This window comes from Streptomyces aquilus, from assembly GCF_003955715.1.
Classification (GTDB): Bacteria; Actinomycetota; Actinomycetes; order Streptomycetales; family Streptomycetaceae; genus Streptomyces; species Streptomyces aquilus.
Map to the genome: position 1 here is coordinate 10,054,695 of NZ_CP034463.1, position 19,890 is coordinate 10,074,584.

General features: G+C 69.2%; 20 protein-coding genes. 9 read left to right on the forward strand and 11 right to left on the reverse strand.

Going from position 1 to position 19,890, the window contains the following annotated elements; genetic code table 11:
- Positions 1-18: 18 nt before the first annotated feature.
- The gene (locus EJC51_RS45905; RefSeq protein ID WP_126276543.1) at positions 19-450 is read left to right on the forward strand and encodes a cupin domain-containing protein; all 432 of its coding nucleotides are present in this window, start codon (positions 19-21) and stop codon (positions 448-450) included.
- A gap of 23 nt (positions 451-473) precedes the next feature.
- Here EJC51_RS45905 and EJC51_RS45910 read toward each other — a convergent pair whose 3' ends face one another.
- Positions 474-1,052 (reverse strand): TetR/AcrR family transcriptional regulator, encoded by a 579-nt coding sequence (locus EJC51_RS45910; protein WP_165951056.1) that lies wholly within the window; start codon positions 1,050-1,052, stop codon positions 474-476.
- A gap of 482 nt (positions 1,053-1,534) precedes the next feature.
- On the opposite strand from EJC51_RS45910, the gene EJC51_RS45915 reads away from it, so the two are divergent.
- Together EJC51_RS45915 and EJC51_RS45920 are read left to right on the forward strand one after the other, a co-directional pair.
- Positions 1,535-3,244, forward strand: coding sequence for an MFS transporter (locus EJC51_RS45915; RefSeq protein ID WP_126276545.1), 1,710 nt, complete (start codon positions 1,535-1,537; stop codon positions 3,242-3,244).
- Between the two features lie 155 nt (positions 3,245-3,399).
- The gene (locus EJC51_RS45920) at positions 3,400-3,819 is read left to right on the forward strand and encodes a nuclear transport factor 2 family protein (protein ID WP_126276546.1); all 420 of its coding nucleotides are present in this window, start codon (positions 3,400-3,402) and stop codon (positions 3,817-3,819) included.
- A 28-nt stretch (positions 3,820-3,847) separates the two neighbouring features.
- On the opposite strand, the gene EJC51_RS45925 is transcribed toward EJC51_RS45920, so the two are convergent.
- Complete coding sequence (locus EJC51_RS45925; RefSeq protein WP_126276547.1) at positions 3,848-4,627, reverse strand: IclR family transcriptional regulator; 780 nt, start codon at positions 4,625-4,627, stop codon at positions 3,848-3,850.
- 147 nt (positions 4,628-4,774) lie between these two features.
- On the opposite strand from EJC51_RS45925, the gene EJC51_RS45930 reads away from it, so the two are divergent.
- The 5 genes from EJC51_RS45930 (at position 4,775) to EJC51_RS45950 (ending at position 10,366) form a co-directional block, all read left to right on the forward strand.
- Positions 4,775-5,962 (forward strand): FAD-dependent monooxygenase, encoded by a 1,188-nt coding sequence (locus EJC51_RS45930; protein ID WP_126276548.1) that lies wholly within the window; start codon positions 4,775-4,777, stop codon positions 5,960-5,962.
- Complete coding sequence (locus tag EJC51_RS45935; protein ID WP_126276549.1) at positions 5,959-7,059, forward strand: NAD(P)-dependent alcohol dehydrogenase; 1,101 nt, start codon at positions 5,959-5,961, stop codon at positions 7,057-7,059. The genes EJC51_RS45930 and EJC51_RS45935 overlap by 4 nt, the downstream gene beginning before the upstream one ends.
- A 196-nt stretch (positions 7,060-7,255) precedes the next feature.
- Positions 7,256-8,953, forward strand: coding sequence for a thiamine pyrophosphate-binding protein (locus EJC51_RS45940; RefSeq protein WP_126276550.1), 1,698 nt, complete (start codon positions 7,256-7,258; stop codon positions 8,951-8,953).
- A 31-nt stretch (positions 8,954-8,984) separates the two neighbouring features.
- Positions 8,985-9,803 (forward strand): SDR family NAD(P)-dependent oxidoreductase, encoded by an 819-nt coding sequence (locus EJC51_RS45945; RefSeq protein ID WP_126276551.1) that lies wholly within the window; start codon positions 8,985-8,987, stop codon positions 9,801-9,803.
- Positions 9,804-9,817: 14 nt separating this feature from the next.
- On the forward strand, positions 9,818-10,366 hold the full coding sequence (locus EJC51_RS45950; RefSeq protein WP_126276552.1) for a VOC family protein: 549 nt from the start codon (positions 9,818-9,820) through the stop codon (positions 10,364-10,366).
- Between the two features lie 130 nt (positions 10,367-10,496).
- Here EJC51_RS45950 and EJC51_RS45955 read toward each other — a convergent pair whose 3' ends face one another.
- The gene (locus EJC51_RS45955; RefSeq protein WP_126276553.1) at positions 10,497-11,576 is read right to left on the reverse strand and encodes a lipocalin family protein; all 1,080 of its coding nucleotides are present in this window, start codon (positions 11,574-11,576) and stop codon (positions 10,497-10,499) included.
- A 318-nt stretch (positions 11,577-11,894) separates the two neighbouring features.
- Between EJC51_RS45955 and EJC51_RS45960 the strand changes: the two genes are divergently transcribed.
- Complete coding sequence (locus tag EJC51_RS45960; protein ID WP_244363271.1) at positions 11,895-12,569, forward strand: TetR/AcrR family transcriptional regulator; 675 nt, start codon at positions 11,895-11,897, stop codon at positions 12,567-12,569.
- A gap of 44 nt (positions 12,570-12,613) precedes the next feature.
- On the opposite strand, the gene EJC51_RS45965 is transcribed toward EJC51_RS45960, so the two are convergent.
- The 8 genes from EJC51_RS45965 to EJC51_RS46000 form a co-directional block, all read right to left on the reverse strand.
- Positions 12,614-13,552, reverse strand: a complete 939-nt coding sequence (locus tag EJC51_RS45965; RefSeq protein ID WP_208870794.1) for a dioxygenase family protein — start codon at positions 13,550-13,552, stop codon at positions 12,614-12,616.
- Positions 13,553-13,563: 11 nt separating this feature from the next.
- The gene (locus EJC51_RS45970; RefSeq protein WP_126276555.1) at positions 13,564-14,631 is read right to left on the reverse strand and encodes a maleylacetate reductase; all 1,068 of its coding nucleotides are present in this window, start codon (positions 14,629-14,631) and stop codon (positions 13,564-13,566) included.
- Complete coding sequence (locus EJC51_RS45975) at positions 14,631-15,227, reverse strand: nuclear transport factor 2 family protein (protein WP_126276556.1); 597 nt, start codon at positions 15,225-15,227, stop codon at positions 14,631-14,633. The genes EJC51_RS45970 and EJC51_RS45975 overlap by 1 nt, the downstream gene beginning before the upstream one ends.
- A 45-nt stretch (positions 15,228-15,272) precedes the next feature.
- Positions 15,273-15,464: a hypothetical protein gene (locus tag EJC51_RS45980; protein WP_126276557.1), complete on the reverse strand. Its 192-nt coding sequence runs from the start codon at positions 15,462-15,464 to the stop codon at positions 15,273-15,275.
- Positions 15,464-16,954: an aldehyde dehydrogenase gene (locus EJC51_RS45985; RefSeq protein WP_126276558.1), complete on the reverse strand. Its 1,491-nt coding sequence runs from the start codon at positions 16,952-16,954 to the stop codon at positions 15,464-15,466. The genes EJC51_RS45980 and EJC51_RS45985 overlap by 1 nt, the downstream gene beginning before the upstream one ends.
- 143 nt (positions 16,955-17,097) lie before the next feature.
- Positions 17,098-17,502: a nuclear transport factor 2 family protein gene (locus EJC51_RS45990; protein WP_126276559.1), complete on the reverse strand. Its 405-nt coding sequence runs from the start codon at positions 17,500-17,502 to the stop codon at positions 17,098-17,100.
- Positions 17,499-18,464 (reverse strand): PDR/VanB family oxidoreductase, encoded by a 966-nt coding sequence (locus EJC51_RS45995; protein ID WP_126276560.1) that lies wholly within the window; start codon positions 18,462-18,464, stop codon positions 17,499-17,501. Before EJC51_RS45995 ends, EJC51_RS45990 begins: the two co-directional genes overlap by 4 nt.
- Positions 18,465-18,473: 9 nt before the next feature.
- The gene (locus EJC51_RS46000) at positions 18,474-19,766 is read right to left on the reverse strand and encodes a Rieske 2Fe-2S domain-containing protein (protein ID WP_126276561.1); all 1,293 of its coding nucleotides are present in this window, start codon (positions 19,764-19,766) and stop codon (positions 18,474-18,476) included.
- Between the last annotated feature and the right edge of the window lie 124 nt (positions 19,767-19,890).

The window sequence follows — 19,890 nt, forward strand, 5'->3', positions numbered from 1 at the left end:
GGAAGGACCGCAGCACACATGCGCACGACCCGCCGCGCAGCCCTCATAGGCATGTCGGCCCTGCCCCTCGTCCTGGTACCGGGGGTGGCCCATGCCACGCCGAGTTCGGGAGTCTCGTCAACCACCCTCTACGAGCGGACGGTTGACGGCATGACGTACACACTGAAGCGGATCACGATCAGCCCCGGCGGTACGACCGGATGGCACTACCACCTCGGGACGGTGTACGGGCTCGTGCTGGAGGGCACGCTGATCCACTCGGACGCGGACTGCGCGACCGACGGCGTGTACTCCTCGGGTGACGCCATCACCGAACCGGCCGGACCGGCCCACGTCCACATCGGCCGGAACCTGGGCAGTGCCCCGGTGGTCCTCGACGCGCTGTACGTCGATCCGGTCGGCACCCCGCTCACAGTCGACGCCCCCAATCCCGGGTGCGGCTTCCAGTGACCGGACGGCCAATGGCCGGTGGTTCAGTGCCAACTCTGCTTCGGAGGGTGCTCCTGCAGGGCCGAGGCCGGGTCGAACAGGCACATGAGCAGATCGATGAAGTAGTCCGCGACCCGCTTGGCGGTCCGGCGGTTCTCGACCTGCACGATCTGCAGAGCCGCCGCGTGGAGCAGCCCGGTCACCGCGAACGCGGTCGAGTCCGGTAGAGGCGGGGTGCCGATGGTGAGACCTTCCGTGCCGTGTTTGAACCGCTCCAGCGCCTCCCGCCGCATGGGAGAGAATCCCGCCGGCCCGTCATCGCCGATGATGATGCGGGTGATGCTGCGTTCTTTCCATGTGCTCATGAGGTAGGCATGCGCCCCCGCGAGATAGATGGTGGCTGGGCTGGCCGATTCGGCCCCGGCGGCCCGTTTCGCGGCGCGGGCCGAGGCGGCGGCGTGGATGCCCGACAGCTCGTTCGCCAGAGCGGTGAACACCTCCAGTTTGCCGCCGAACTGGTGGTAGATACTGCCGACGCTCACGCCCGACGTCTGAACGATGTCATTGATGCTGGTGTTCTCGTAGCCGCGCTCGGAGAACAGTGTCCGCGCTGCGTCCAGCACCGCGCGCTGTGTTGTCGCAGACCGGGGCCAGTGGGTCGAGCGGCCCCGTCGACCTCGTGGTCCGATGGCTGGTTCCTCGGCGTGGCTGACGTCGGAAGTCATCCGCTTCGCACTCTTCTCGTAGACACAACTGCTGATGGGGGCGTTTCGGTCCAGTCTAGACTCTAGAGCGAGCTTCTAGAGCGTGTTTTGCGGCTCCCGGGTCGACAGCGCGAACTGCTAATGGCTTGTTCGTCCAATGAACATGTCCATTGAGCGTGGCGGCGGTCACTTCCTACCTTGTCGCTGCTCGGCAGGTCGGTCACCAGGCCGGGCGACCTGAATCAGGGTTGGTCGCAGAGCCACGCGGAGGCGGTCCGCGCAGGCCCCCGGGGCGGTTCGGCAGCGGTGTCTCCGCATGGCCGTACACAAGCACCCCCAGCAAGGTCCGGCGGTGAACGCCGGTTCCGACAGCAGCGCGCGCCGCGCGCAAGGAGTCGTCCATGGTCCAGATCGATTCACCCGCCGAGGCAAGCGGGGAGAGTGGCAGATACACCCTGAGGCCGGGCACGCTGGCCGCGGTGGTGCTCGCCGTGTGCCTGTCGCAGATGGCCCTTTCCGTGCCCTCGCTCATCACTGGGCTGATCCAGCAGGATCTCGCGCCGTCCTCGGCGCAGCTGACGTGGATCGTCGACGCCTTCTTCATCCCCGTCGCCGCGCTGGAACTGGGCTTCGGCGTGTTCGGTGACCTCTTCGGCCGCAAGCGTCTGCTCGTCGGGGGCGCTGCGCTCATCGTCGTGGGCTCGGCGGTCGCGGTCCTGGTGCCGGGTGAGGGGGCGTCGACGGACACCCGGGTGACGTTGCTGATCATTGGTCAACTCCTCAGCGGCATCGGGGCCGCGGCCATCTTCCCGACGAGCCTCGCCATGGTGGCGGCCGGCACGCACACCACCGCCACCCGCGCGCGGGGCGTGGCGGTCTGGGCCGCCGCGCTCTCGATCGGTGGCTTCCTCGGTCCGCTGCTGGCCGGCGTCGCCGCCAAGATCCACACCGGCTGGGACGGGAACGGGAACTGGCGCTGGGCCTACGTCGGTGTCCTGGTCATCGCCGCGGTCAGCGCGCTGCTGTCGCTGGCCCTCGCCCAGAACTCCGCCGCGCCTGAGGGCCGCTCCCTGGACTGGCCCGGGCAGATCACCGCCGCGCTCGGCCTGTTCGCTCTGCTCTACGCCGTGATCCAGGGCCCCGAGAGCGGCTGGGGTAGCCCGCAGATCGTCATCGCGTTCATCGCCGCGGGCGTCTTCCTCGTGCTGTTCGTCTTCGTGGAGGGTCGCGTCGCCCAGCCGCTCCTCCTCCTGAGCGCGTTCAAGAACCGGGCGTTCGCCGTCAACTCGGTGGTCACCCTGGTCGGCATGTTCGGCTTTCTCGCGATCATGTACTCCACCAGCATCCGCCTGACCACCGTCCAGGGATTCAGCCCACTGAAGAGCTCCATCGCCTACCTCTTCTTCGGCGGCATCGGCTTCGTCCTGTTGCCTCTCACGTCGAAGCTGCTGGAGCGCTACAACCCCCGGTGGGTTCTCTTCGCCGGCCTGGTCCTCATCGGGGTCGGCGGGCTGTGGTTCGCCGGCGTTCCGGCGAGCGACCGGGCGCTGGGCTCCATCGTCGGGCCGCTGATCCTCGCGGGCACCGGCTCGGGACTCGCCTTCGCCGCCATGAGCGCGGTCGCGGTCAATGCGCTGCCCAACCACCTCGCCGGGATGGCGAGCGGTGCCACGAGTACCTTCCGGGACCTCGGGTTCGCCTTCGGCCCCGCGATCGCGGGCGCTGTCGCGCTGGGCCAGGCCGCCAATGAGATGGCCCGTGAGGTGGCCGGCAATCCCGGTCTGAGTAAGGCGTACGCGGCTTTCCAGGCCGCTCCGGCCCACGCTCCCGCGGACCAGAGACCGCAGCTGGAGGCCGCGGTGCATGCCGTTGCCTCGGGACCGCTCGGCGCCAACTCGGTGCCGGCCACCATCACCTCGCCGGACGGTCAGGTCATCCCCTTCAACCCGCTCAAGGACGTAGCGTTCCAGGCCCTCAGCAACAGTTACTCCCACGCGTACGTGCTCGGCGGTGTGGCCGCCCTCGTGGCCGCGGCACTCACCCTCGCGGGCGGGCGCGGTGGTCCGGGAGAGACGCATCTCGACGACGATCCGCACACCCTCGACGACTGACCTCTCGACGAACCGGCCGGTGCCGGACCAAGGCGACAGGCCGACCGCGAACACCGGGGCGCCCGCCGCGACTCCTCCCCGGGAGGAGCCACCGCGGCGGGCCACCGCGTACCACGCACAACGATCACACGACCCACTCGGACAGGAGTCGGACCATGACCACCACACAGTCAGCGCCGGGCAGCAAGGACGACGTCCGCGGGCCGGACACGGTCTCCCAGGCAGAGGCGGCGTGGCTCGTCGCGATCACGAAAGGGGACGAGGAGCAGCGTGCGCTCATGCTCCCCGACTGCGTGATCGTGCACGGGCCGGTCGGCAACGTCCACGACCGCGAGCGCTTCCTCGCTTACAACGCGTCGATGGGAGCCACCCTCGAGGCCGAGACCAGCGAGGTGACATGCCGGGAGCGAGGGGGACGGGCCATCGTGACGTGCTATCAGAAGATGAGCATCCGGCGCGTGCCCGACCTGCCGCCGTTCCTGGTGCAGGCGGTGGCCACCCGGGTGTGGTTCGCGACCGACGAGGGATGGCGGCTCGGCCACATGCAGCTCTCCCGGCGGCAACCTGCGGTATGACGCCCCGGTTTCCCTGCCGCGCGCGAGGTCACGACGTCCGAATGGGAATGCCCGGCCGCCAGCCGAGACTCCGGGACAGTCCCAGTCCGCTCGCGACCAGCGAGGGAACGGCCGCCTGCAGTTTGATCGAGCCTGCGGCCACCACGACGGACAGTGCCGCGACGACCTTGCCGCGGCCGTCGACAATGCGTGTCGCGACCGACTCGGCGCCTTCGCTGAGCTCCTCCTTGACGACAACCGTTCCGGTCGAACGACAGGACGCCAGTTCACGACGGAGTTCGGCCGGGTCCACGATCGTCTTGGGAGTGAAGCGCCGCAGCCTGCCCGCCAGCACCTCGTCGACGAACTCCGGACTGCTGTGGCTCAGCAGCACCTTGCCGACACCCGAGCAGTGCAGTGGCAGATGGCCGCCGACCTGCGAGGTGAGCCCGACGGCGTTGACCGCCGAGAGGCGTTCGATGATCACGGCCTGGTCGCCCTGGAGGACGGCCAGCTGCACATGCTGGCGCAGAGCCGTGTACAGGTCCTCCACGAAGGGCTGGGCGGCGCTGCGGAGCGTCTCGGCGCGAGGTGCGAGCGTGCCGAGACGCCACAGCCGCAGGCCGATCGCGAACCGGTTGTCGCTGGTGCGCTCCAACGCACCGGCCTCCACGAGTTCGAGCGTGAGGCGCCGCGCGGTGGCGTGCGGCATGCCGGTGCGCCTGACCAGGTCGGCGAGGCTCAGCTCGGTGTGGTCGGGGTCGAAGGCGAACAGCAGGTCCCACAGCCGAGAGCTGACGGTCCGGCCGGGCTCGTTCGCGCGCGGCATGGGCCTCTCCTTCATCGTTCGTGACCGCAGTCACGCTACCTCTGATGTTCGTTGGATGGATGAAGGTGTTCTAACAATGTGCAGATGGTCGCACTCTTACCGGCAGACAGCTACCACCTCGCCAGAGGCCCACGGGAGTGAACGACCATGAGTACCGACAACGACCCCAAGATCGCGATTCTCGGTGGTGGCATCGGAGGCCTCGCCGCCGCGGCGTTCCTGCGCGACCAGGGCTTCGACAGTGACGTCTACGAGCAGGCGTCCGCCCTGACCGAGGTCGGCGCCGGCCTGGTGATCGCGCCCAACGCCGCCCGCCTGCTGCGACGTCTCGGCGTCCTGGACCGGTTCATCAAGCGCGCGGTCCGGATGGAGATCGGCTGGGAGTTCCGGCGCTGGCAGAACGGCACCGTTCTGTCCGCGGAGAACCTGGAGGAGGGCTGCATACGCCTGTACGGCGAGCACACGTACTCCGCCCACCGCGCCGACCTGCTGGACGCTCTGAAGTCGGCCGTCCCCGAGCGCTCCATCCACCTCGGCAGGCGCTGCGTCTCCGTCGAGTTCGAAGGCGACCAGGCTGTTCTGCGGTTCGAGGACGGCGAGACGGTCCGCCCGGACATCCTCATCGGCGCCGACGGGGTCCACTCCCGCGTGCGCGGCGCCATCGTCGGCCCGACTCAGGCGCGGGAGTCGGGCATCTGCGCCTTCCGGGCCCTTGTACCGGCGCACAAGGCACCCGACTTCGCCAAGCGGCGAGCCCAGACCCTCTGGATCGGCCCCGACCACCACCTCGTGCACTACCCGGTCTCCGGAGAGGACTACGTCAACCTCGTCGCCTTCGCGCCGGCCGGCGCCGACAGCGTGGAGTCCTGGACGGCCACCGCGACGGTCCAGGAACTGCTCGACGAGTTCGCCGGCTGGGATCCCCGCCTGGTGGAGCTGATCAAGTCGGCCGAGACGCCGGGGCGCTGGGCACTGCTCGACCGTGAGCCCCTCGACCGGTGGAACCGCGGCAACGCGACTCTGCTGGGCGACGCGGCCCACCCGATGTTCCCGTTCTTCGCTCAGGGCGCGGCCCAAGCGATCGAGGACGGCGCCGTCCTGTCCCTGTGCCTCGCGGCAGACCGGGACAACCCGATCGCGGCGCTGGCCCGCTACGAGGAACTGCGTCGCCGCCGCACGGCCCGCCTCCAGGAGGTCTCGCACGGAAGGTCACACATCAACCACCTGCCGGACGGCCCCGAGCAGCAGGCCCGCGACCTTCAGTACTCGCAGGCCGACCCGCTCAAAGAGAACGGCTGGATCTACGAGTACGACCCGGAGGTCGCCGTCTCATGAAGATCACTGCGGCGGTGTCACGCGAGAGCCGGACCGTCCCCGGCCTTGAGCAGGTCGACCTGGATGAACCGAGGCCGGACGAGGTCCTGGTCCGCATCGTGGCGACCGGCATCTGCCACACCGACATCAATGCGCACAACGGACGTGGGGTCCCCGTTCCGCGCCCCATCGTCCTCGGGCACGAGGGTGCTGGCGTGGTGGAGGCGGTCGGTGCCGGGGTGACCCGCCTCGCGCCCGGTGACCACGTGGTGCTCTCAGGCAACTCCTGCGGTGTGTGTCCCCGCTGTCTCGACGCGCGGCCCACCTACTGCCGGGAGGCGATGCGGGTGGCCTTCGGCGGCGCACGACTCGACGGCAGCTCGCCGATCGCCCAGGACAGTGACCGGATCGCGGCGATGTTCTTCGGGCAGTCCTCCTTCGCGACGTACGCACTGGCGCCCGCACGCAGCGCGGTCCTCCTTCCGAAGGACGCCCCGCTGCACCTGATGGGACCGCTCGGCTGCGGTGTCATCACGGGGGCGGGCTCGGTCCTGGAGTCGTTCCGGCTCCGCCCCGGACAGTCGATCGCGGTGTTCGGCACCGGAGGCGTGGGACTCGCGGCCATCATGGCGGCCCGTCTCGCAGGTGCCCGGCACATCGTCGCCGTCGACATCAACCGGCCCCGGCTCGACCTCGCCCGGGAGCTGGGCGCCACCGACACCGTGCTGGGCGGCGCCGGAGCCGAACAGTCGCTGCGAGACATCGACCCCGACGGCTTCGATTTCGCGTACGTCACCGCGGACGCACCGTCCGTCTACGCGACCGCGACGAGCTGCCTCGCTGTCGAAGGCACCCTCGGCTACGTGGTGGCACCCGCGAGTGAATGGGTCCCGGACACCGGCTTTCTCCTCGCCGGGGGCCGCAAGCTCCAAGGGATCATCGGGGGCTCGGCCAACCCCCACGTGCTGATCCCCCAGCTCGTCGAGTACTGGCGGGCTGGTCGGTTCCCCTTCGACCGGATGATCGAGGAGTTCCCGTTCAGCGACTTCGCCCGAGCGTGGACGGAGACCGGCTCCGGGCGGGTGATCAAGGCCGTACTCAGGATGCCGGAAACCTGACATCGCTTCCGCGAACAGCCCGGTCGGCGGGGTCACGACCGGGCGATGCCGATCAAGACATTGGCCGTCCAACGAACACAGCCATTGTCGTCCCCCACCACGCCACCCAGACTGCGGCACGGGCGGCTGGAGACGCGGCCCGGCCTCAGCGCCCCTTGTCGAAACCCCGAGTACGTCCAGAGAGGCGGACCATCGCATGGCAACCGCAACCGGTAGTGGGCTCGTCGTCAGAACGCTGTGGCGAGCCGGGGTCGACGTGGCCTTCGGCCTGCCCGGAGCGCACATCGACGGCATCCTCCAGGACGCCCTGGACGCCAAGCTGCGGGTCGTCGACGTACGGCACGAGATGAACGCCGGTCACGCGGCCGAGGGATACGCACGGGTCACCGGGGAACTGGGCGTCGCCGTCGTCACGGCAGGGGGCGGCTTCACCAACGTCCTGACCTCGGTCGCCAACGCCTACCTGGACCGGACCCCCGTCCTCTACATCGCGGGCTCGGTCCCGCTGGAGATGGACCAGGCCAATGACCAGCAGGCCGGGTTCGACCAGGTCGCCATGGCGGCCCCGGTGACCAAGTTCGCGCACCGCGTCACTCGAGCCGAGCTGATCCCGCGTCTGGTCGCCCAGGCGATCCGCATCGCGCAGTCGGAACCCAAGGGCCCGGTGCTCCTGGACATTCCCTGGGACGTCCTGCGCCAGTCGGTGGACGTCGACAATGTCGACGACCACCGCGTCGAGGTCGACGGCACCGGTGTCTCCCCCGCCGGTGCCGTCGACCGCATCATCGAGGCGCTCAGTACCGCCCGGCGCCCGGTCGCGCTGGTCGGCAAGTCCTTCGTCACCACCGAGGCACGGACGCACCTGCACGAGTTCGCCGCCCGTACCGGAGTGCCCCTCTTCTCCGACTGGGAAGGCCTCGGGGCGATCGCCGGCTCCGCACAGCACGTCGGCCTCCTCCAGACACTGGCCACCGCCCCCGAGGACGAGCGTCCCGACCTGGTCCTGATGCTCGGGCTGCGCTTCGGAATGGCCACCCAGTTCGGCACCGGACGACTGCTCCCGAAGAGCGCGCGGATCTTCCAGATCGACCCCGACGGCCGTGAGCTGGGCCGTCTGCAGGATGTCGAACTCGGCGTCCAGGCCGACCCGGTCGGCACGATCGGCCTGCTGAACGAGCGGCTGGGCGACAGTGGCGTGCCTTCGGGACGCGAGGACTGGCTCACGGCCCTGCGGGACATCTCCGCCACCCGGCGGTCCGCGCTCGCCGACGAGACCGTGCAGCACGAGGACGCCGCGATCCACCCGTACCTCGCGGTCCGTACGATCGCCGAGAGCGTCCCCGAGCAGGCCACCGTCGTCGTCGACGGCGCCCTGACCGAGCTGTGGCTCTCCGAGACGATCGCGCTGGCGCCGCTGGCCCACTACCTCGGACATGGCTACCTCAGTGCGATGGGGAGCAACTTCGGTGTGGCGCTGGGAGCGCAGTACGCGCATCCCGACAAGGCGACGATCCTCGTCACCGGCGACGGCGCGGTCGGCTACAGCCTCGCCGAGTTCGACTCCCTGGTCCGGGCGGGACTCCCGGTGGTCGTGATCGTGCTGAACAACCGGGCCTGGGGCGCCACCCTGCACACCCAGCAGTTCATCTTCGGACAGGACCGCGTCACCAACAACCGCCTGGAGAACGGCTCCTACAGCGGCGTGGCGCGAGCCCTCGGCGCGGACGGCGTCGACGTCACCGAGCTGGACCAGCTGGGACCCGCGATCGAGGCGGCCCTCGCGGCCCGCCGACCGACCTGCATCGACGTACGCGTGAGTCTTGCACCCATCCCTCCGGAGGAGCGCGTCCTGAACGGCGGAGCTCCGTTCGGCGGCGTCGAGATCGAGGCTTGAGCCACCTTTCGGAGCGACCAGAAGGAGCGTCATGAACGACACGAGCGACGCGGGACGTCCCGACCCGGCCGTCGGGGACCGGCGGCAGCGCTTCCTCGGGAAGACCTGCCTCGTCACCGGCGGCAGCAGAGGGCTGGGCCTGGCGGCCGCACAGGCCTTCGCGCGTGAGGGCGCGCGCCTGGTCATCATCGCGCGGGACCCGGACCAGCTGAAGGTCGCGAGCGACCTCATCGGTGACGGCACGATCACTGTCGCGGCCGACCTCTCCTCGGTGGCCGGCATCAAGGCCGCGCTGAGTGAGGTCGCCGCGGAGGTCGACCACGTGGACGCCGCCTACATCAACGCGGGGCACGCCGGCATGAAGCGCCTCGACGACATGGACGAAGCCACCTGGGACAGGGTGTTCGACACCAATGTCAAGGGCTCGTTCTTCCTCATGCAGGGCCTCAGGCCCCTGCTCGCACCAGGCGGGGCCGTCGTTTTCTGCGGCTCGGCGGCCGGCCGAAGGGCCAGCGCGGGAACCGCCGCCTACGGAGCCAGCAAGGCCGCGCTGGAGCACCTGACGCGCATTCTCGCCGCCGAGGTCGTCGCCGACGGTATCCGCGTCAACATCGTCATTCCGGCCGGCATGAACACCGACATCGCCTCCCGTACGACGGGCCTGGCGCCCGGGGGAGCGGACGCCTTCCGAGAGCGGATCAGGCTCAGCACTCCCATGCTCCGGGAAGGGGAACCGGAGGAACTCGCCGAGGCCGTGCTCTTCCTGGCCTCGTCCGAAGCCGCTTACATCACCGGTACGACCCTCGTGGTGGACGGCGGCCTTACCAGCTTCATCCGCCCGCAGGCCTAGAGAGGACGACCGCCGTGGAGTTTCCCTTCGGGCAGCCGACCGACGCCGTCGTCCAGTTCGCGTACGCGGTCCCCGACCTCACCGCCGCAATGCGCTGGTGGACCGACCGACTCGGCGTCGGCCCCTGGTTCGTAAACCAGAGGATCGGCGGCGCGGGGTCCACCTACCGTGGTGAGCCCGGGAAGGCCGAGTTCACCCTCGCGCTCGCTTTCTCGGGGCACATGATGATCGAGCTCGTCCAGACCCTCGACGACGAGCCTTCCATCTACAAGGACACCTACGAACGCCATGGCTACGGCTTCCACCACGTCGCCAAAATCGTGCCGAACGTCAAGGCAGAGGTCGAACGCCGCGAGGCGAGCGGGGCAGTGGTGCGGTTCCACGATCTGGCCCCGGGGGGCGATGTCTTCTTCCTGGACGGCGGCGGCGACGCCCCGGGGATGATCGAGCTGGTCCAGGACAACGAGATCACGCGGCAGATGTTCACAGCTGTCTGGCGGGCATCGGTCGACTGGGACGGCTCGCGCCCTGTGCGCGACTTCACGGAGTTGCTCCCGGCCTGACCGCATGAAGCCGTGCCCGCCACCGGTCTTGTGTTCGCGACGCGATGCGCCTTTCCGCGAAGCCGAGGCGAACGCTGTGGACGACCGGGGTCGTCCACAGCGTTCGCCGTGGTTGAGTGGCCCTGGAGGGCTACTGTCCGTTGGTGAGTTCGATATAGGTGTTGCCGGTGACCGGGCGGTGGTCGTAGGTGCCGGTGACGGCGGCGCTGCCTTCGTAGCTAGGTGAGGGGACCGTCAGTTCCTGGTCCTTGGCGTAGACGGTGACGTTCAGCTTGGCGTCCTCGCCGGGGATGGTGACCTTCCAGCGGGTGGGGTAGCTCTTGCCGGTGGTCGGGCTGGTCCAGAGGGTGGACTGGTCGGGCGTGAGGGTCGCCTCGGTGAGGGTCTGGGTGCCGTCGGGCTTCAGGATGGTCGCGAAGTTGTTCTTCTTGCCGTCGTACTGCTGGTTCCAGATGCTGACCTTGTCGCCGTTGGACAGGTTGAGGTTCATCCAGGACCAGGAGGCGCGACCCGTGGCGAGGTCGGGGAGCGGCCCCCACTGGCGGTCCACCCAGGACTGCCCGCGGACCTTCTCCGTGTGGCCGCCCAGGGTCAGGGTCCCGGAGGTGTCCACGGTGGGCAGGGCGTACTCGTAGTTCGAGTACTTCGCGTCGCCGAACATGGGGAAGTATCCCGTTCCCATGTTGTAGAGGGTGCTTCCGTGGGGGCGCAGCGTGACGTCGATGGTCCCCTCGGGGACCTTGGCGCGCAGCCTCATCTCCTTGGCGTCGCCGGTCCAGGTGATGTTGTCGGTGCGGATGTCCACGCCCTGCTTGTCGGAAAGGCCCGTCCCCGCAGGCAGGGGGATCTCCGACTTCGTGTACCAGCCGGTGTCCTCGTTGACGATCGACACCCTGGAGATGGCGCCTCCCTGCTCGCCGAAGCTGGAGTTCAGGTAGTGGGCCAGGAACCCGTACCGGTGGCCTCCGGCGGTCACGTGCGCTGTCACGTACCAGGACTCGTTGGACTGGTCGGGGTGGTAGCTGAGGTCTGCGGCGGGGTCGATGAGGACCGGGAGGCTGGTCTGGGTCAGCCCCTTCGTAGAGGCGGTGTGGTGCGCCGCGGCCGAGTCGGCTGCGGTCGTCGCAGTGGCCGGTCCTCCTGAGGCGACGGTGAGTGAGGCGATGAGCGCGGAGGCGATGGCGGCCGCGCCGGCGGTGGTCTTACGCATGATGGCTCCTTGCGCGCAGGTTCCGCTCGGATGCACAGAACCTCTTTGTGAACGAAACTGTTTCGTACTATCGATGAATGTGATCAGACGTGGGAGGAAACCTGTCGTGCGGAGGGGGGGAGGGGGTGGTCGGTGGGTGGCCGCCCGATGGTGCGGGCGACTGTCCAGGGGTGTGCCGTATGGACGGCTCCAGCGATATCCGACAGCTGTCAGTTTATCTGCTGTAGCGCAAGTGTCAACCGTGCTCAGAGGTGCCGATCCGGGCGGCTACGCTGGTCAGACCGGCCGCGCGCCCGTACGGCCGACTGAGGAGGAAGCGTGGGAGGCAGGTCGAGCACCACTCGACGCCCGGGGCGCCCCAGCGGGGATTCCGCCGCGATACCCGGGGAGCGGGACGTCCTGCTGCGGGGCCTGGAAGCGTTCTCGGAGCTGGGCTACGACCGGGCGTCGGCGCGGGAGCTCGCGCGTCGTCTCGGGGTCAGTCACACCTTCATCAACGACCGCTACGGGTCCAAGGCCGCCTTCTGGCGTGCCGTGGTGGACGCCGCGCTCGGGTCACAGCTCACGCGCATGGCACCCGCCGCGCCCGGGAGCGGCGACGAGGACGTGGTCCGGCAGTTCGTCAGGGAGTTCTACCGCGTCAACATCGGCGAACCGCACCTGGCCTTGCTGATGGCGGATGAATCCGCGCGGGACACCGAGCGGCTGGACTACCTTTACCAGCGATACATCGAACCGACGCTGGCCCTCGTCGTGCCCAGCATCGAGAGGCTGATGGCGTCCGGGCGCATGGCACGGGTCCCGATGGACGTCCTGTTCTTCGCCATCATCGCTCCCGTGGCCGGACTGGTGCAGGAGCCTTTCGCCCGGCGCCTGGGCCGCCCCGAGCACCTGTCGCTGGCGGAACGTCTCGCCAGGGCGGAGGCCCTGGCCGGACTGGTGGTGGACGGCCTGCTGGCCCCGGGCGACGCGAAGCGCCGGTCGTCAGTGTGAAACGGCGCCAGGAACTGCCTCCCCGGTCGGAGAGGCAGTTCCTGTCATACGCCCGTAGGGGCGAGGACGATGTCGAAGCGGACCCTGCTCCATGTGCCGTCGATGTCGCGGCCGTCGGGTGTGGGTGTGCCGGCGGGCTGCTGCTCGAACCTTTTGATCAGTGAGTCCTTCACGCCGAAGACGGTGTCCTTGCGGCCGATCGGATCGCCCTCGGGGAAGATGTGCGTCACCAGCGTGCGCGCCCCCTCGTGGGACACCATGAAGTGCAGATGGGCGGCGCGCAGCGGTGAGCGGCCGACCGCGTCGAGCATCTTGCCGACCGGTCCGTCATCGGGGATCGGGTACGGGGTCGGGGTGAGGCCCCAGAAGCGGTAGCCGCCGTCGGCCGCGGAGAACAGGTGCGCCCGGCCAGCGCGCTTGCCGGCGTCGTACTGGACGTCGTAGAGCCCGTCCTCGTCGGCCTCCCAGACCTCGATTCGCGCGCCGGCGAGCGGGCGGCCGTCGGTGTCGGTGACGGTGCCTTCGACCCAGCAAGGCTCGCCGGGAGCGCCGAAGGCCATGTCCTCGTCGAGGTCGATCCGTGGGGCGTCCTCGACGAAGAACGGTCCGAAGACGGTCGCTTCCGTGGCGCCCTTGTAGGCCTGGTTGTTGACGTTGATCGTCTGCATGCTGGCGCCGAGGGTGTCGGACAGCAGGATGAACTCCTGTCGGACGTCGTCGGTGATGTGGCCGGTCCTGGTGAGGAAGTCGATCGCCGTCCCCCACTCCTCCTCGGTCAGCCGGACCTCACGGATGAAGGAGTGCAGGTGCTTGACCAGACCGACCATGAGTTCCTTGAGCCGCGCGTTGTCGCAGGCGTCGAAGGAGGCGATGACATTGTCCACCAGCCGCTGCTCGACTGCCTGTTGCTCCGGCGACACCTCGCGGTGGATCGTGCCGGCGTCGTCGGTCCGGGCCGAGTCGGGGTTGACGTAGGTAGCCATGGCGGCCTCTTTCAGCTGATCGGTTCGCCGGCCCACGCCGCCTTCAGCAGCGCGGTCAGATTCTCTTCAGTGACGGGTGTGGGGTTGTTGGCAGGGACCGCCTTCATGATCGGCCCCAGCGCCTTGGCGATGCCGTCCTCGGGCATGCCGTAGTCGCGCAGTGCCCGCGGCGCGCCCAGCACCTTGCGCAGGGCGGCGAGCCCGGCGCTCGCCGTGCGGGTGCCGCAGTCAGTGCCCAGGGCCTGGGCGATCCGAGCCTCCGCCTCCGGGGCGTGCGGGGCGTTGAAGGCCAGCACGTAGGGCAGCACGACCGCGTGGGTCTGGGCGTGGGGGAGGTTGAACATGCCGCCGAGGACGTGGCAGATCTTGTGGTGCATCCCGGAGCCGGCCGAGGCGAACGCGACGGCGGCGAGGTAGGCGCCGTACAACGTCTGCTCGATGCCCTGGACGCTCGTCGAGTCCACCGCGACCGTGGGCAGGCCGGCCGCCAGGGCGTGGATGCCCTCCTGTGCCAGCGCCCGGTCGATCGGGTCGGCGCGCGGCCCCCACATCGAGTCCACGCAGTGGGCCATCGCGTTGAGACCGCTGGCCACGGTCATCCCGCCGGGCAGTGTGGTCAGCAGGGCGGCGTCGTACACCACCGAGGCGGGCAGCACCTTGTCGTCCACACCTGTGGTCTTGGTCTCGCCTTCGGTCAGGCCCCACACGTTGGTCGCCTCGGAGCCCGCGTAGGTGGTGGGTACCGCGACGATCGGCAGCCCGGTGGTCATCGCCACCGCCTTGGCCAGGCCCGTGGTCGAACCGCCCCCGACGCTGACCAGGATGTCCGCGCCCGCGTCGGTCGCGGCCCGACGGGCTCGCTCCGCGACCTCGACCGGTACGTGCATCACGACCTCCTCGTGACGCAGTACGGCGGGGATCTCCTTGGCGATCGGGTCGGCCAGTTCCTTCTCGCGGTCCGACGCGATCAGCATGACCTTGGTACCGCCGAGTGCCCCGACCTCCGTCGCCACGGCGGCAGGTGATCCCCCCGCCGCGAACACCACCCGCTGGGGAAGAGTCTCGTGGGTGAACCGCATCAGGCTTCCGTCAGCCACTGCTTGCCTTCCGAATAGAGCTGCTCGACTGCTGTGCCGGTGAGGCCGGGGAGACCGTCCTTCACCGTGAAACCCGCCTTCGTCTGCAGGTAGGCCAGGTGCCGGTAACCGGTCGGGAACCGGTTCAGGAGGTCGGGGTCCAGCGTCAGTGAGGCAGCGGGGCCGACGACGTCGAGCCGGTCCTTCTCGTAGATCGGCTGCCTGCGCACGAGGGTCCAGTGCCCCTTATGGCGGGAGAGGAAGTCGTAGAAGCGGCCGGTGCAGACGACGTCGACCTCCACGTCGTCGATGCTCGCGCGCTGGTTGATGGTCATCTTGGTTTGAGCGATGGCTCGGTCGCCGCTGATGTCCGCGGTGTGGCCGCCCAGGAAGTGGAGGATGCTGACTCCGTTCTCGAAGCCCTCACGGCTGGCTTTGATGAAGTCGGTGGCGCTGCCCTGGAACCAGGTGGCGCTCATCCAGCCGTCGCGCGGATGCCAGACCGTGGCGAAGCGGTCCCAGTCCCCGGCGTCGCGCCACAGCGCCCAGTTCTCGACGAGCTGCCGGATCTCGTGGCGATCCTTGTCGCTCTGCGACATTGCTGACTCCTTGGAGGGGGCGGAGATCCCAGTACAGGGGTCTCGTCAGAGAGACCGGAAGAACTCCTCCAGTTCCCGGTCGAGCTGTTGGGAGGCTTCCGTCTCCCGGGCGTCCGCCAGCCATGCCGCTCCCAGCGCCGGGCTGAACGCCGCGGCAAGGAACCACAGCCGGGAGAGCAGTGGCCGCGGGCGGGGCGCACGCCGAGTGACGTGCGCCCCGTGGCCTTGTCGTATCATCAGATGGGGTAGTGGCGGGATCCGGACTGGATGGTGATCCAGCGCAGCTCCGTGAACTCCTCCAGCGCGGCCCGGGAGCCGAAGCGACCCCAGCCGCTGGCGCCGACGCCACCGAAGGGCATCTGGGGCTCGTCGTGCACGGTGGCGCCGTTGATGTGGCAGATACCGGACTTGATCCGGCGGGCCACGTCGAGCGCAGCGGCTGCGTCCTTGCCGAAGACGGCGGCGGAGAGGCCGTACTCGGTGTCGTTGGCGACCGTGACGGCTTCGTCGGTGGAGTCCACCTCGATGATGGAGACGACCGGGCCGAAGGACTCCTCGCGGTAGATGCGCATGTCCGACGTGACACCGCGCAGCACGGTGGGCTTCACGAACAGGCCGTCTGCCGTGCCACCGGTCAGGATCTGCGCACCCTTGTCACGGGCGTCCTCGATCAGCGCGATGACGTGGTCCCGGGCCGCGGTGTGGACCAACGGGCCGATCTGTGAGCCGGGGTCGCTCGGGGGGCCGACGACCAGCTTGGCGGCACGCTCGGCCAGCCGGGTGGACAGCTCGTCGGCCACGGTCCGGTCGACGATGACCCGCTCGGTGGACATGCAGATCTCGCCCTGGTTCATGAAGGCGCCGAAGCTGGCCGCGGCGGCGGCTTCCTCCAGGTCCGCGTCGGGAAGCACCAGGAAGGGCGCCTTGCCGCCGAGTTCGAGGACCACTCGGGTCAGGTGGCGACCGCCGAGTTCGCCGATGACGCGGCCGACCCTGCTGGATCCGGTGAAGTTCACGCGGGTCACGGCGGGGTGGGCGATCAGCGCCTCGACGACGGCCGGACCGTCCTGGGGCGCGTTGCTGATGAGGTTGACCGCCCCGGCGGGTACGCCGGCGTCGTGCAGTACCTGGACGATGGCGGCCTGCGTGAGCGGCGTCTGTTCGGAGGACTTCAGCACCACGGTGTTGCCCCACACCAGCGGCCACACGATGGCGCGCACGCCGAGGATCAGCGGGGCGTTCCACGGTGCGATGCCGACGACGACACCGACCGGCTGACGTACTCCGAGGGCGGTGAGACCGGGCACGTCCGACGGGATCACCTCGCCGACGGCCGCGTAGGCCTGGGCCGCCGCCTCGACGAGCATGCCCTTGGCGACGTGCACGTTGAAGCCGCACCAGGGCAGGGTCGCGCCCATCTCGCGGCTCATGGTGGCGACGATGTCCTCGGTGCGCTCGCCGAGCAGGGCGGCCGCCCGCTCCAGGACCGACCGCCGTGCGGCGGGCGGAAGACCCGACCACTCAGCAAGGGCGCCGGCCGCGGCGTCCACCGCGAGGTTGACGTCCTCGACGGAGGCCGCGGCGACCCGCGCGATCGGTTCGCCGGTCAGGGCCTCGGTCGTCTCGTAGTAGCGGCCGTCCCTGGCCGCGACGCGCTCGCCCGCGATGAGGAGGTCGCTGGTCCGGACCGCGCCGGATGTGAGTGCCTCGATCTCAGTGGCTGACATGTGTTGCCTCATCTCCACGACAGCGGCTCACTGCCGCACGAACCCTGCATGTCGAACTCTCTTCGGCCGACGGCCTGTCCTGAACCCTCTTGTCCGTTCATCGAACAGCGGCGTGAGGACAGGGCCGCCTTCCGTCCGAGGTGTCAGACCGGCGGCATGCGCTTGGCCTGGTGCATGTGTGCCAGGCGCCAGCCCTCGGCGGTCTCCTCCCACACACGTGTCACGGCCTCCTGCACCGGAAACGGCGGGAGGTTCTCGTCGAAGACGATGTGCATCTCCTGCAGACACGTCGTGATCGCGGTATTGCCGCGCACGGTGATGCTGAGCTCCTCGGCCTTGGCGAAGACGTGGCGGCGGCGAGTCCAGGTGAAGTGGGCGAAGGTCCTGCCATCGTCGATCTTCCCCACGGGGCCGTGGACCGCCCGGCTGTCGTCGAGCATGAGGGCGGTCATGGCCTTCTCGCCTTCGGTGAGTGCCACGAGCCAGGCGGCCTCCGCCTGCTCGATCGCCTGAACTGCCGTGGTGGTTGCGGTGGATACGGTCGTCATAGGTCCAGCTCCAGAATCGGTGAGTGTGCTCGTGACGAGCACGTGGTGAACAGGCCGTCGGCGCGTTCACGGTCGGTCAGGATGTCGTCGCGGTGGTCGGGCTCTCCCGCGAGGACGCGCACGATGCACTCGCCGCAGATCCCCTGCTGGCAGGAGTAGGGGGCATCGATGCCCTTGGCGAGCAGGACGTCGAGGACGCTCTCGCCCTCCTTGATCTCGTACTCGCCACCGGACTTGGCGAGCCGCACCGTGAACGCGCCGCCCTCCGTGTGCGCGGCGGCGTCCTGCACGGGCGCGAAGCGCTCCTTGTGGATCGCTTCGGCGGGCCATCCCGCTCCTTGAGCGGAGGAGATCACGAAGTCCATGAAGCCTCCGGGCCCGCACACGTAGACCGCCGTGTCGGGGGAGGCCGGGCCGAGGTCGCTTACCCTGAACCGCTGGTCGTCCGGGCCGTCGTCGAAGTGCAGCCGTACGTGGGGGTTGCGCTCCAACTCGTCGAGGAACGCCGCGTCCGCGCGGCTGCGGGCGCAGTAGTGCAACTCGTACTCGGCGCCCGTGACCTGGAGCGCGTGCGCCATGGCCAGCAGGGGAGTGACACCGATACCGCCCGCCACCAACAGATGGCGACGGGCCCGGTCCGAGACTCCGAACCTGTTGCGCGGACGCGAGATCCGCAGCCCGTCACCCGCGCGGAGCCGGTGCATCCCGAGTGAGCCGCCGCGCGACGCCGTCTCGGCCAGCACGGCCAGCTGGTACCGGGTGCGGTCGTGCGGCGGCCCGCACAGCGAATACTGGCGGACCAGTCCGGCGGCGCCGTCACCGTCCAGGAGTACGTCGACATGGGCGCCGGCGGCGAACTCCGGGAGCTCGGCCCCGTCGGGGCTGATCAGGTCGAGCACCACGATCCGCGCCGTCGCGTCGCGACGGGCGATCACGATGGTGTCGAGCCACTCGTTGCTCATGGCGCTCGCTCAGATTCCGGCCGTGGCGTTGGTGCCGGCGCCGTCCGCCGGGCGTTTGCCGATGGTGAACAGGCCGGACTGGGTGTGGTGGACCTCCGACGCGTCACGGATGATGTTGATCGGGTCCCGCCCGGCCTCGACGTCGTCGGCCATCGTCAGAAGCATGCGACGCAGCATGACGACGCCGCGGTCTCCGGTGGCGAGGGTCTCCTCGGAGTCCAGGGTGATCGCTCCCTGCGAGCCCTGGGCCTCCGTGTCACCGGGGAACTTCTGACGCTCCTCGTCGGTGAGCTCGTGGTTCTGCTTGCCGTTCTGCGTGATGCCGATGACGAAGCGGACCATGCGCTCGGGGTCGTTCGTGCGGATCGAGAAGAAGAGGCGGTGGCTGGTGTCGTCGGAGGGCACGACCCACAGCAACTGGTCCGGCCGCGCGTCGGGGGTGACCTTCACGAAGTCCGGCAGGCCGAAGACGTTGGGCAGATGCTGCTCGACCGCGAAGCCGTACTCGGTGACCTCGCCGTCCTCACCCTCCATCTCGAACCGCTGGGTGTACTTCACGCCGTGGTCAGTGCGCTCGTACGTCAGGCGGTCGGCGATGGTGGCCGGGTCGAAGAAGTTCTCGGGGTAGCCGAAGGTGCCGGTGCCCAGCATCTGGTAGCCGCTGTGCGTGGAGTGCAGCCAGGTGACGTGCGTCGGGTCGGCGGAGTTCTCGTAGATGTTGAGCCAGCTGAAGTCCGCCGGCATGCCGAGGACCGCGGCGTGGGGGACCGGCCAGCTGGCGAAGTACCTCTCGTCCTCCGCGGGATCCTCCAGCGCGTCGTAGCGGGGGAGTTCGGGCTTGAGCTCGGGCGGGCCCATGTACACGAAGACCAGGCCGTAGCGCTCCGCGACGGGATACCAGGGCTGCCGGGCGGCGTCGCGTCGGCGCCCGAGAGCCGGTTCGCAGGCCTGCTCGATGCAGTGGCCCTGGACGTCGAACTTCCAGCCGTGGTAGCAGCAGCGGATGCCGTCGTCCTCGACCCGGCCGTAGAAGAGGCTGGCGCCACGGTGGGTGCAGCGCTCGATCACGACGCCGGGGTTGCCCTGTCCGTCCCGGAAGACGATCAGGTCCTCGCCCAGTACGCGGGTTTTCTGCGGCAGGGCGCCGGCGACGAGCGTCTCCGAGCTGGCGATGGGGTGCCAGTAGCGGCGCAGCGCCTCGCCCATGGGCGTACCGGGTCCCACTTCGCGCAGGCGGGCGTTGTACGAGGGCTTCGGGCGGCCGTAGGCCGTGCCGGTGTCGATCTCTGAAGTGGTGGTCATCGTGCTGTCTCCCGTGCGGCTCGGGGGCATGGGCGGTGGCCCGTGCAGGGCTTTTCCTGGGGGCCCGCGAGGGTGTCGTCCCGTGCGACCCTCAAACTGATAAGTAGATTCACATTCGCATTTC

What these genes read in the sequence shown, in the direction of transcription:
- EJC51_RS45905 (WP_126276543.1), top strand. Translation starts at nt 19, where the DNA reads ATGCGCACGACCCGCCGCGCAGCCCTCATAGGCATGTCGGCCCTGCCC.
- EJC51_RS45915 (WP_126276545.1), top strand. Translation starts at nt 1,535, where the DNA reads ATGGTCCAGATCGATTCACCCGCCGAGGCAAGCGGGGAGAGTGGCAGA.
- EJC51_RS45920 (WP_126276546.1), top strand. Translation starts at nt 3,400, where the DNA reads ATGACCACCACACAGTCAGCGCCGGGCAGCAAGGACGACGTCCGCGGG.
- EJC51_RS45925 (WP_126276547.1), bottom strand. Translation starts at nt 4,627, where the DNA reads ATGCCGCGCGCGAACGAGCCCGGCCGGACCGTCAGCTCTCGGCTGTGG.
- EJC51_RS45930 (WP_126276548.1), top strand. Translation starts at nt 4,775, where the DNA reads ATGAGTACCGACAACGACCCCAAGATCGCGATTCTCGGTGGTGGCATC.
- EJC51_RS45935 (WP_126276549.1), top strand. Translation starts at nt 5,959, where the DNA reads ATGAAGATCACTGCGGCGGTGTCACGCGAGAGCCGGACCGTCCCCGGC.
- EJC51_RS45940 (WP_126276550.1), top strand. Translation starts at nt 7,256, where the DNA reads ATGGCAACCGCAACCGGTAGTGGGCTCGTCGTCAGAACGCTGTGGCGA.
- EJC51_RS45945 (WP_126276551.1), top strand. Translation starts at nt 8,985, where the DNA reads ATGAACGACACGAGCGACGCGGGACGTCCCGACCCGGCCGTCGGGGAC.
- EJC51_RS45955 (WP_126276553.1), bottom strand. Translation starts at nt 11,576, where the DNA reads ATGCGTAAGACCACCGCCGGCGCGGCCGCCATCGCCTCCGCGCTCATC.
- EJC51_RS45965 (WP_208870794.1), bottom strand. Translation starts at nt 13,552, where the DNA reads ATGGCTACCTACGTCAACCCCGACTCGGCCCGGACCGACGACGCCGGC.
- EJC51_RS45970 (WP_126276555.1), bottom strand. Translation starts at nt 14,631, where the DNA reads ATGCGGTTCACCCACGAGACTCTTCCCCAGCGGGTGGTGTTCGCGGCG.
- EJC51_RS45975 (WP_126276556.1), bottom strand. Translation starts at nt 15,227, where the DNA reads ATGTCGCAGAGCGACAAGGATCGCCACGAGATCCGGCAGCTCGTCGAG.
- EJC51_RS45980 (WP_126276557.1), bottom strand. Translation starts at nt 15,464, where the DNA reads ATGATACGACAAGGCCACGGGGCGCACGTCACTCGGCGTGCGCCCCGC.
- EJC51_RS45985 (WP_126276558.1), bottom strand. Translation starts at nt 16,954, where the DNA reads ATGTCAGCCACTGAGATCGAGGCACTCACATCCGGCGCGGTCCGGACC.
- EJC51_RS45990 (WP_126276559.1), bottom strand. Translation starts at nt 17,502, where the DNA reads ATGACGACCGTATCCACCGCAACCACCACGGCAGTTCAGGCGATCGAG.
- EJC51_RS45995 (WP_126276560.1), bottom strand. Translation starts at nt 18,464, where the DNA reads ATGAGCAACGAGTGGCTCGACACCATCGTGATCGCCCGTCGCGACGCG.
- EJC51_RS46000 (WP_126276561.1), bottom strand. Translation starts at nt 19,766, where the DNA reads ATGACCACCACTTCAGAGATCGACACCGGCACGGCCTACGGCCGCCCG.